Raw genomic sequence first — 9,214 nt, 5'->3', positions numbered from 1 at the left:
CCTCCCCGTGGAGGGCGTCGAGGCGGGCGAGGGGACGGACCGGCTGTAAGCCGGGTTCTGTGCCTCGCCGCGTCGCCGCGGACGAGGTGACGGCCATCCATCTGGGCCCGCCGTCGCCGACGGGCTCGAGCGGCCAACCCGGACGCTGGGGCGAGCAGCCCTCGTGACGCGCCCTGTTCGGCCTTGCACCGGATGGGGTTTACCGAGCCGACCCCGTCACCGGGGCCGCTGGTGGTCTCTTACACCACCGTTTCACCCTCACCGCCGCGCACGAGGCGCGGAGGCGGTCTGCTCTCTGTTGCACTGGCCCGCGGGTCACCCCGGGTGGATGTTGTCCACCATCCTGCTCTGCGGTGCCCGGACTTTCCTCGCGCCCGACCCCGAAGGGCGGGCACGCGGCCGTCCGCCGGTCCGTCCCGCCCGCCAGTGTACGCGGGCGGCGGGGCCGCCCCGGACCCGGACGCACACCCCCGCGCGGGACGGGCGCCGCATAGAATGGCGCTGTCCGTGGACGACGAGGTCCCGGACGGGCCATCCCCGGACGGGCCCCACAGGCTTTCAGGAAGGACTCCCGTGGCAGACACCGCCTCGACCCAGACCCCCGAGTGGAACATCCAGCAGGAGCTCGCCGAGAAGATGGTCCCCCTGCTGGGCACCCTCTACCGCGAGAACAACGTGGTCACCGGCATCTACGGTCGCAGCCTCGTGAACCGCGGCGTGATCGACATCATCAGGGCCCACCGCTTCGCCCGCCGCATCGACGAGGTCGTGCTGCCCCTCGAGGACACCTACGCGCTGGTCGAGGCCATGGCCGGCATGGACCTCGGCGCCGCCTCCGTGGACCTGGCCGAGCTGGCCAAGAAGCACAAGGCCTCCGGCCAGGACGTGCAGGCCTTCCTCGACGCCGAGTTCGCGGACGTCAAGGGCAAGTCGGGCGAGGGCCTCGGCGAGCCCCAGGACGTGGTGCTCTACGGCTTCGGCCGCATCGGCCGCCTGCTGGCCCGCATCATCCTCGGCCAGGCCGGCGGCGGGTCCGCGCTGCGCCTGCGCGCCGTCGTCGTGCGCCGCAACTCCGAGGACGACCTCGTCAAGCGTGCCTCCCTGCTGCGCCGCGACTCCATCCACGGCCCGTTCGACGGCACCATCACCGTGGACGAGGAGCGGGACGTCATCACCGCCAACGGCACCGAGATCCAGGTGATCTACGCCAACGACCCGTCCGAGGTGGACTACACGGCGTACGGCATCACGGACGCCATCGTGGTGGACAACACCGGCAAGTGGCGCGACGTGGAGGGGCTGTCCCAGCACCTCAAGGCCCCCGGCGCCGCCAAGGTGATCCTCACCGCCCCGGGCAAGGGCGACATGAAGAACATCGTCTTCGGCGTGAACTCGGACGACATCACCGCGGAGGACACCATCCTCTCGGCCGCCTCCTGCACCACCAACGGCATCACCCCGGTGCTGAAGGTGGTCCAGGACGAGTACGGGATCGACCACGGCCACGTGGAGACCGTGCACGCGTTCACCAACGACCAGAACCTCGTGGACAACTTCCACAAGGGCGCCCGCCGCGGCCGCGCCGCCGGCCTGAACATGGTCATCACGGAGACCGGCGCCGCCAAGGCCGTGGCCAAGGCCCTGCCCGAGCTCAAGGGCAAGCTCTCCGGCAACGCCATCCGCGTCCCCACCCCGGACGTGTCCATGGCCATCCTCAACCTGTCCCTGCAGAAGCCCACCTCGGTGGAGGAGCTCAACGCCCGCCTGAAGCAGGAGTCCCTGACCGGCCCGCTGCACAGCCAGATCGACTACATCGACTCCCCGGAGGTCGTGTCCACGGACTTCGTGGGCTCCAACCGCGCCGGCATCGTCGACGGCCTGGCCACCCTGGTCAACAACGAGGGGAAGAACGCCATCCTCTACGTCTGGTACGACAACGAGTACGGCTACTCCCACCAGGTCGTGCGCTGCGTGAAGAAGATGGCCGGCGCCCCGCTGCCGGTCTTCCCGCAGGCCTGATCCGGTCCGGCTCCCCGCAGGAGCCGGGACGCCGCGGCCCCGTCACCGGAGGAGGTGGCGGGGCCGCGGCGCGTCCGGGTACGGACGGCGGGATCAGGCGGTGAACAGGGCCAGGGCCTCCGGCACGCGGGCGCGCCCGTCCAGGCCGTCCACCTCCAGCACGACGGCGGAGCCCGCCACCTCGGCGCCGCACGCGGTGATCAGCTCGTGGGCGGCGGCGAGGGTGCCGCCGGTGGCGAGGACGTCGTCGAGCACCAGCACCCGCAGGCCGGGCTCGGCCAGCTCGGGGGAGGCCTCGAGGGCGGCGCTGCCGTACTCGAGGTCGTAGGCCACCCGCCCCGCGGTCACGGGGAGCTTGCCGGCCTTGCGCAGCGGGATCACGCCCGTGTCCGTCAGCGCCGCCGCGAAGCCGGCCAGCAGGAAGCCGCGGGCGTCGAGCCCGGCCACCGCGTCGAACCGGCCCGCGTACGGGGCGATCATCTCCTCCACCACCGTGCGCAGCGCGTCGGGGTCGGCGAGCACGGGGGTCACGTCCTGGAACACCACGCCCGGGACGGGGAAGTCGGGCACGGCCCGGAACAGGGCGGCGGCGCGCTCGAGCGCCGCCCGCCGCGGGGCGGGCAGGGCGGCGGCGGGGCCGGTCAGACGCACGGCCCCGTGCTCGGCGGGGGCCGTCTGGGGGGCCGTCACCGCGCGTCGTCCTCGCGCCCGGCGACGTCATGGGAGGGTGCGGCCGACTCGGCGTCGTGGTCGTGCTCGTGGTCCTCGGCGTCGTAGCCGAACGGGTCCGGGTCGGAGCCGGGCAGCCAGGTCACCCCGGGGACGTTGAGGCGCTCGGCCCGCTGGGCCCGCTTCCAGCGCCGGGCCCACTTGCCCTCGAGCCGGTTGACGTAGAGCGTGCCGTTGAGGTGGTCGTACTCGTGCTGCATGATGCGCGCGAACCAGCCGCGGGCCTCGAAGTCGATCCGCTCGCCGTCCACGCGCTGACCGGTGACGCGCACGTGGTCCGAGCGCAGCAGGGGGAAGCCGTGGCCCGGCACGGACAGGCACCCCTCGGTGTCCTCGTGGGGGTCCGGGTCGCCCTGGGCCGGCTTGGCCAGGTAGGTCAGCACGGGGTTGATCACATGCCCCACGTTCGGGGCGTCCTGGGTGTCCGGGAAGGTCCAGGTGAAGATGCGCAGGCCCACGCCCACCTGCGGGGCGGCCAGGCCGACGCCGCGGGCGGCCTCCTGCGTGACGTACATGTCCTCGATCAGCTCGCGGACGGCGTCGTCGATCACCTCCACCTCGGCCGCGCGGGTGTGGAGCACGGGCTCGCCGTAGACGGTGATGGGGCGGATGACAGGCACGGGGAGGGCCCTTCGACGGGGGTGGCACGGGACCCGCCGAGTCTACCGGTGAGACGTTCCCCGCCGCCGGGGCCCCTCGGCCCAGACAGAACCCCTCCGACGCGACCGGCAAGATCAAGACCACCACCATCTGCGGCACTGACCTGCACATCCTCAAGGGCGACGTGCCCGCGGTGACCGAGGGCCGCATCCTCGGGCACGAGGGCGTCGGCGTCGTCACCGAGGTCGGTCCGGAGTGCACGGACGTGGAGGTCGGCGACCGCGTGATCGTCTCCTGCGTCACCAAGTGCATGGACTGCGACTACTGCCGCCGCGGCCTGACCTCCCACTGCCAGACGGTGGGCGGCATCGGCTGGATCTTCGGCCACCTGATCGACGGCACGCAGGCCGAGTACGTGCGCGTGCCCTTCGCGGACAACGGGCTCATCCCGCTGCCCGAGTCCGTCTCCGCCGAGCAGGGCGTCATGCTCTCCGACATCCTGCCCACCGGCTACGAGATCGGCGTGCGCGACGGCGGCGTCCAGGAGGGGGACACCGTGGTGGTGGTCGGCGCCGGCCCCGTGGGCCTGGCCGCGATCATGACCGCCCGCTCCACCGGGGCCGAGAGGGTCATCGCGGTGGACACCAACGAGTACCGCCTCGAGCGGGCCCGCGACTTCGGCGCCACCGACGTCGTCACGGGCGGCGAGGGCGCGCTGGAGAAGGTCAAGGGCATGACGAAGGACGGGCTGGGCGTGGACGTGGCCATCGAGGCCGTGGGCATCCCGCAGACCCTGACCTTCGCTCTCGACGCCCTGCGCCCGGGCGGCACCGTGGCCAACGTGGGCGTGCACGGCAAGGCCTTCGAGTTCCCCATCCACGAGAAGTGGATCGAGAACATCCGATTCACCACCGGCCTGGTCAACGCGACCACCGCCCCGGACCTGCTGCGGGACATCGAGGCCGGCACCGTGAAGCCGGAGGAGTTCGTCACCCACCGCTTCACCTTCGACGAGTGGGAGCAGGCCTACGACACCTTCGGCCGCGCCGCCGAGGAGAAGGCCCTCAAGGTCATCGTCTCCGCGTCCTGACCCGCGACGGCGTCGGGGCCCCCCCCCCCGGGGGGGCCCGGGCCCCCCTCGGGGCCGGGGGGGCTGAGGCCCCCCGGTGCACCCCCCCGCACACCAGCCCGGCCGTCCTTCTCCGCGGCGTGCGCGGCGGGCATGCGCCCGTCCCGCCAGGCGGCGAAGTGCTCCTCCGAGGCCCAGGTGGTCACCACGAAGTAGCGGTCCGCGCCCGCGGTGGGGCGCAGCAACTGGAAGCCCTCGAATCCGGGCTCCTGGTCCACCGCGTGCTTGCGGGCGGCGAACCGCTTCTCCAGCTCGGGGCCCGCGCCCTCGGGCACGGTGATGGCGTTGATCTTGACGACAGACACGTCGGCCTCCTCGATGGTGGACGGACGGCGCCGGCGCGACGCCGTCACCGGCCAACCTACGCCTGTCATGGAGCACGCGACCACGGACACGGAGAGGCCCCCGGAATCCACGTGATTCCGGGGGCCTTGGCGGGGTGAGCGACGGGGATTGAACCCGCGACCTTCTGGACCACAACCAGACGCTCTGCCGACTGAGCTACGCCCACCATGTCCACTCCGTGGGCGGCGGACCGCTCGGAGCAACGGGGAAGACTATACACCACGATCCGTCCCGGCTCCGAACCGGCCCACGGGCCCCGGCGGCGGGCGCGCGGCGAGTCAGGACGAGGCCGGCGCCACGCGGGCTGCGGCGGCCTTGGCCTCCTCGGTGGTGGGGCCGGGAGCGGGAACCATGACGGTCTCGCGGTAGTAGCGCAGCTCGGTGATCGAGTCGCGGATGTCGCCCAGGGCACGGTGGCCGCCGGTCTTGGCGGGGGACTGGAAGTAGGCGCGCGGGTACCAGCGGCGGGCCAGCTCCTTGACCGTGGAGACGTCCACGATCCGGTAGTGCAGGTGCGCCACCACCTCGGGCATGTACCGGGAGAGGAACAGCTTGTCCTGGCCCACGGAGTTGCCGGCCAGCAGCGCCCTGCCCGCGGGGACGCGCTCGGTCAGGTACGCGAGGACGCGGGCGGCGGCGTCGTCGACGGCGAGCCCGTCCTCGAACTCCTTGATCAGCCCCGAGGAGGTGTGCATGTCCCGCACGAACGGGTCCATCTGCGCCACGGCGGCCGCGGAGGGGCGGATGACGAGGTCGATGCCCTCGTCCAGCACGTTCAGCTCCGCGTCCGTGACGAGGACGGCCACCTCCACGAGCTCGTCCACGTCCGGATCCAGGCCGGTCATCTCGCAGTCGATCCAGACCAGGGGGGGCGTGTCCTGTGCGGGGGTGCTCGTCTCAGTCATGGCGCCCAGGCTACTCGCGGGCGCCGGTGATAGATTCCCCCTCAGCCCCGCAGCGGGGCCCCTCGACGTGCCCACGGAAGGACACCGCCGCATGAGCGTGCCGGCCTCACCGCCGTCCGGGTCCACGCGGTCCCGCCCCGAGTACATCGGCGTCGGCGGGCTGCGCACGGACCCCAAGACCGCGGGCCGGCCCGGCTGGCCGATCGCGGTGGGCCTGATCGGCTCGCTGATGCTCGTGGCGGGCTCGTTCAGCGTGGGCTGGCTGGCCTCGGCCTCGCCCATCAACCGGTGGGAGTGGCTGATCCCGTGGCGCACGCAGGAGTCCGGTGTGCGCGTCGGCACCGTCCTGCTGACCCTCGGCTGCTGGGTGATGTTCTGGGCGTGGCTGCGGCTGGGCCAGACGCTGCGCCCCTTCGGCTCCGGCTCCCTGCGGCGGGTGAACCTCGCCACGGCCCTGTGGTGCCTGCCCATGGTGTTCGCCCTGCCGATCTTCAGCCGGGACATCTTCGCGTACGTGGGGCAGGGGCGGCTCATGGCCGCCGGCCAGGACCCGTACGAGGACGCGATCTCCTCCCTGTCCAACTGGTTCCAGCTCGGCGCCGACGCCACGTGGGCGGACTCCGAGACCCCCTACGGCCCCGTCTTCCTGTGGATCGAGGAGGCGGTGGTGCGGATCTCCGGGGACACGGACCCGGACCTGGCCATCTTCCTCTTCCGCCTGGTGGCCGTGGTCGGCGTGGTGCTGACCATGGTGTTCGTCCCCCTGCTGGCCCGCCGTCTCGGGGTCAACGGGGCGTGGGCCCAGTGGATCTCCGCGGCCAACCCGCTGTTCACCGTCTCCTTCGTGGCCTCCGGGCACAACGACGCCCTCATGGTGGGCCTGGCCCTGGCCGGCGTGTGGTGCGCGCTGCGCGCCGGGCACTCCGCCCGGCCCCAGTCGGCCGGGGCGAGCGCGGCGTGGGGCCTGGCCGGCGTCGTGCTGGTGACGGCCTCCCTAGGGATCAAGCCGATCACCCTGGTCCTGCTGCCGTTCATCGGGCTGCTGTGGGCGGGGCCGCACGCCGGCTGGCCGCGGCGGTTCCTGTTCTGGGGCGTCACGGCAGCGGTGTCCTTCGGGCTGATGGCCGTGGTGGGCGTGCTCAACGGGTTCGGTTTCGGCTGGGTGGCCGTCATGGCGGGCACCGGCTCCGGCACCGTCCTCTGGGCCCCGGTGGGCATGCTCTCCCGCGCCACGGAGACCCTCGTGGCGCTGACCGGCGGAGAGCCGGACCTGCAGGCCATCGAGGGCGCGTACAAGACGGCCGGCCGCCTGCTCTCCGTGGCGATCGTCCTCGCCCTCATGTTCCTCGGCCGCCAGAACCGGGTGCTCACCCGCATGACGTGGGCGTTCACGGCCCTCGTCGTCCTCTCGCCGATCATCCAGCCCTGGTACCTGCTGTGGCTGCTGCCGTTCTTCGCGGTGCTCGGCCTGCGGGACAACTGGCAGGTCAAGTGGGTCGTCTTCACGGTGGGCTACTTCCTGGCCTTCGGCGCCGCCGACCAGCTGTTCACCTGGCAGTTCCTGGACATCGCCGGCGAGGTCAAGGCCATCTCCCTGGCCGTGTCCGCGCTCAGCCTCGCGTGGATCCTCGTGGTGGACCGGCGCACCAGCCGCTTCATCAAGGACCACTGGCACGTGCGCCCGGCCCTGCGCGAGGGCGTGCGCCGGCTGCGCCGCCGCCCCGCCGAGGACGCCGGCCACACTCGCCCGCACCCCGTGGTGCGCGTCCCGGACGCGGACGACGCCGGCCGGGCCCCGGGTCCGCGGTGAGCCGGCCCTCGGGCGCCGGCTCCACGGCCCGCCCCCGGGGCCGGGCCCGACCCGACCCCCACCGGACCGTGCGGGAGGGTCTCCTCGCGTCCCTGGCCGTGATGGTCGCCTCGTGGGGCGTGGGCTGGCAGCCGATGACGCCGTCGTCGGTGTTCTCCGGATCCACCCTGCTGGTGCCCCTGCGCACCGGGCTGCCGGGGGTCCTCGCGTGCGCGGTGCTGCTGGCCCTGGGCACGTTCGGCCTGGTCGGTGCGTGGCTGCGGCTGGGCCGGGCCCTGGACGGGCGCTGGGACGCCCACGCGGGGCTGCCGGCGCGGGCGGCGTGGCTGTGGTCCGCCCCCCTCATGCTGGCCCTGCCGATCTTCTCCCGGGACGTGTTCTCCTACCTCCAGCAGGGGCGGCTGCTCTCCCTGGGGCTGGACCCGTACGAGACGGGCGTCTCGCGCCTGCCTGGATGGTTCATGCAGGGCGCGGACTCCCTGTGGGCCGAGTCCCCGTCCCCGTACGGACCGCTGTTCCTCCTCTTCGCCGAGGGGACCTGGCACGTCACCGGGGGGCAGGTGGAGCTGTCCGTCACCGCGTTCCGGCTGCTCGCGCTCGCGGGGCTGGCCCTGTGCGTCTGGGCCCTGCCGCGTCTGGCCGAGCCCGGCGGCCGGTGCGGTCCGTGGGCCGTGTGGGTGGTCGTGGCCAACCCCCTGTTCCTGCTCTACATGGTGGCCGGCGCCCACAACGACGCCCTCATGGTGGGCCTGCTCCTGGCGGGCCTGGCGCTCATGCTGCGCGCCCCGCGGCGCCGGGTGGCGGCGCTGTGGGGGATCGTCCTGGTGGCCCTCTCCGTGGCCATCAAGCCGCTCACCGCGCTGCTGTTGCCCTTCGTGGGGATGCTGCTGCCCGCCGGTGCGGCCCCGTTCCGCCCGGGCGCCCCGCGGCTGCGGCGGACCCGGCGCATCGGCCCGTGGATCACCACGGCGACGGCGACGCTCGCCGTGCTCACCATGCTCGGCGCGCTCTCCGGACTGTGGTTCGGATGGGTCCGCGCGATGACCACCAGCGGCGACGCCGCCTTCCCCTACGCCCCGGCCGGCCTGGTGGGCCTGGCCCTGGGCTGGGCGGTCGACCTCGTCTCCCCGCTGCCCGCCCGGCAGGTGGCCGGCTGGTTCTACACCGCCCTGACCGTCGCGACCCTGGCGTTCACCGCGTGGCTGTCCCTGCGCCGTCGCGCCCCCGAGCCGCTGGCGGCGTCCGCGGCGGTCCTCGCGGTGGCCGTCCTCGCCGCCCCGATCGTCCAGCCCTGGTACCTGCTGTGGGTGCTGCCCCTGCTGGCGTGCGCCCCCCGTCCCCTGTCCGGCGCGGCCGACCACCCCCGATGGCTCGGCTGGGTGACGGCGGCCGCCGTCCTCGCCCTGACCGCGGTGGGCGTGGTGGACCAGCTGTCCGTGGCGCAGTGGCTGCCCCTGTGGCTCGTCCGCACGGTGGCCGCCGCCGCCTCGCTGGCCGCCGCGTGGTGGATCGTGCGCGGCGATCCCGTCACCGCCGCCGTCTTCCCGCGGGGCCGCGGCGCGCCGCCGGATGAGACCATCGAGCCGCGGGGGAGGCCACCGGGCGCCGAGCCGCCCGACGCAGGCCCCCGGCCGTCCCTCACCGGTCCCGCCCGCACCCCCGACCCCGCCCGCACCC

General features: G+C 73.5%; 8 protein-coding genes, 1 tRNA gene and 1 other RNA gene. 4 read left to right on the top strand and 6 right to left on the bottom strand.

Features of this window, described 5'->3' with window-relative positions; all coding sequences use genetic code 11:
* Window positions 1-30: 30 nt before the first annotated feature.
* An RNA gene (gene rnpB / locus Q4D18_RS09365) (RNase P RNA component class A) lies at window positions 31-415 on the bottom strand.
* A gap of 158 nt (window positions 416-573) precedes the next feature.
* On the opposite strand from rnpB, the gene Q4D18_RS09360 reads away from it, so the two are divergent.
* Window positions 574-2,019, top strand: coding sequence for a glyceraldehyde-3-phosphate dehydrogenase (locus tag Q4D18_RS09360; protein WP_303127645.1), 1,446 nt, complete (start codon window positions 574-576; stop codon window positions 2,017-2,019).
* 93 nt (window positions 2,020-2,112) lie between these two features.
* Here Q4D18_RS09360 and Q4D18_RS09355 read toward each other — a convergent pair whose 3' ends face one another.
* Both Q4D18_RS09355 and def read right to left on the bottom strand, forming a co-directional pair.
* Window positions 2,113-2,643 carry an adenine phosphoribosyltransferase gene (locus tag Q4D18_RS09355; protein WP_303127651.1) on the bottom strand — a complete coding sequence of 177 codons (531 nt, stop codon included), beginning with the start codon at window positions 2,641-2,643 and terminating at the stop codon, window positions 2,113-2,115.
* A 62-nt stretch (window positions 2,644-2,705) separates the two neighbouring features.
* Window positions 2,706-3,368 (bottom strand): peptide deformylase, encoded by a 663-nt coding sequence (def, locus tag Q4D18_RS09350; RefSeq protein ID WP_303127642.1) that lies wholly within the window; start codon window positions 3,366-3,368, stop codon window positions 2,706-2,708.
* A gap of 113 nt (window positions 3,369-3,481) precedes the next feature.
* Between def and Q4D18_RS09345 the strand changes: the two genes are divergently transcribed.
* Window positions 3,482-4,438 carry an alcohol dehydrogenase catalytic domain-containing protein gene (locus Q4D18_RS09345; protein WP_368389640.1) on the top strand — a complete coding sequence of 319 codons (957 nt, stop codon included), beginning with the start codon at window positions 3,482-3,484 and terminating at the stop codon, window positions 4,436-4,438.
* On the opposite strand, the gene Q4D18_RS09340 is transcribed toward Q4D18_RS09345, so the two are convergent.
* From Q4D18_RS09340 to orn, 3 genes are all read right to left on the bottom strand, one after another.
* Window positions 4,375-4,782: an antibiotic biosynthesis monooxygenase gene (locus Q4D18_RS09340; protein WP_303127639.1), complete on the bottom strand. Its 408-nt coding sequence runs from the start codon at window positions 4,780-4,782 to the stop codon at window positions 4,375-4,377. The two genes, Q4D18_RS09345 and Q4D18_RS09340, sit on opposite strands and share 64 nt — an antisense overlap.
* A 133-nt stretch (window positions 4,783-4,915) precedes the next feature.
* Window positions 4,916-4,988, bottom strand: a tRNA-His gene (locus Q4D18_RS09335).
* A 112-nt stretch (window positions 4,989-5,100) separates the two neighbouring features.
* Window positions 5,101-5,727, bottom strand: coding sequence for an oligoribonuclease (orn, locus tag Q4D18_RS09330; RefSeq protein ID WP_303127636.1), 627 nt, complete (start codon window positions 5,725-5,727; stop codon window positions 5,101-5,103).
* A gap of 91 nt (window positions 5,728-5,818) precedes the next feature.
* Between orn and mptB (Q4D18_RS09325) the strand changes: the two genes are divergently transcribed.
* Both mptB (Q4D18_RS09325) and mptB (Q4D18_RS09320) read left to right on the top strand, forming a co-directional pair.
* A complete protein-coding gene (gene mptB / locus Q4D18_RS09325; protein ID WP_303127634.1) occupies window positions 5,819-7,537 on the top strand; it encodes a polyprenol phosphomannose-dependent alpha 1,6 mannosyltransferase MptB in 1,719 nt (572 codons plus the stop codon).
* Window positions 7,538-7,605: 68 nt separating this feature from the next.
* Window positions 7,606-9,214: polyprenol phosphomannose-dependent alpha 1,6 mannosyltransferase MptB (mptB, locus tag Q4D18_RS09320; RefSeq protein ID WP_303127632.1), on the top strand; the 1,609-nt coding region annotated here is incomplete at its 3' end.

The organism is Micrococcus sp. (genome assembly GCF_030523875.1).
In the GTDB taxonomy this organism is placed as follows: Bacteria; Actinomycetota; Actinomycetes; order Actinomycetales; family Micrococcaceae; genus Micrococcus.
Note: the sequence above shows the minus strand (reverse complement) of the source record. Positions and strands in the feature narration are given on the sequence as shown.

Excerpts from the sequence above, each read along its gene's own strand:
- orn (WP_303127636.1), bottom strand. The coding sequence starts at position 5,727 with ATGACTGAGACGAGCACCCCCGCACAGGACACGCCCCCCCTGGTCTGG.
- mptB (WP_303127634.1), top strand. The coding sequence starts at position 5,819 with ATGAGCGTGCCGGCCTCACCGCCGTCCGGGTCCACGCGGTCCCGCCCC.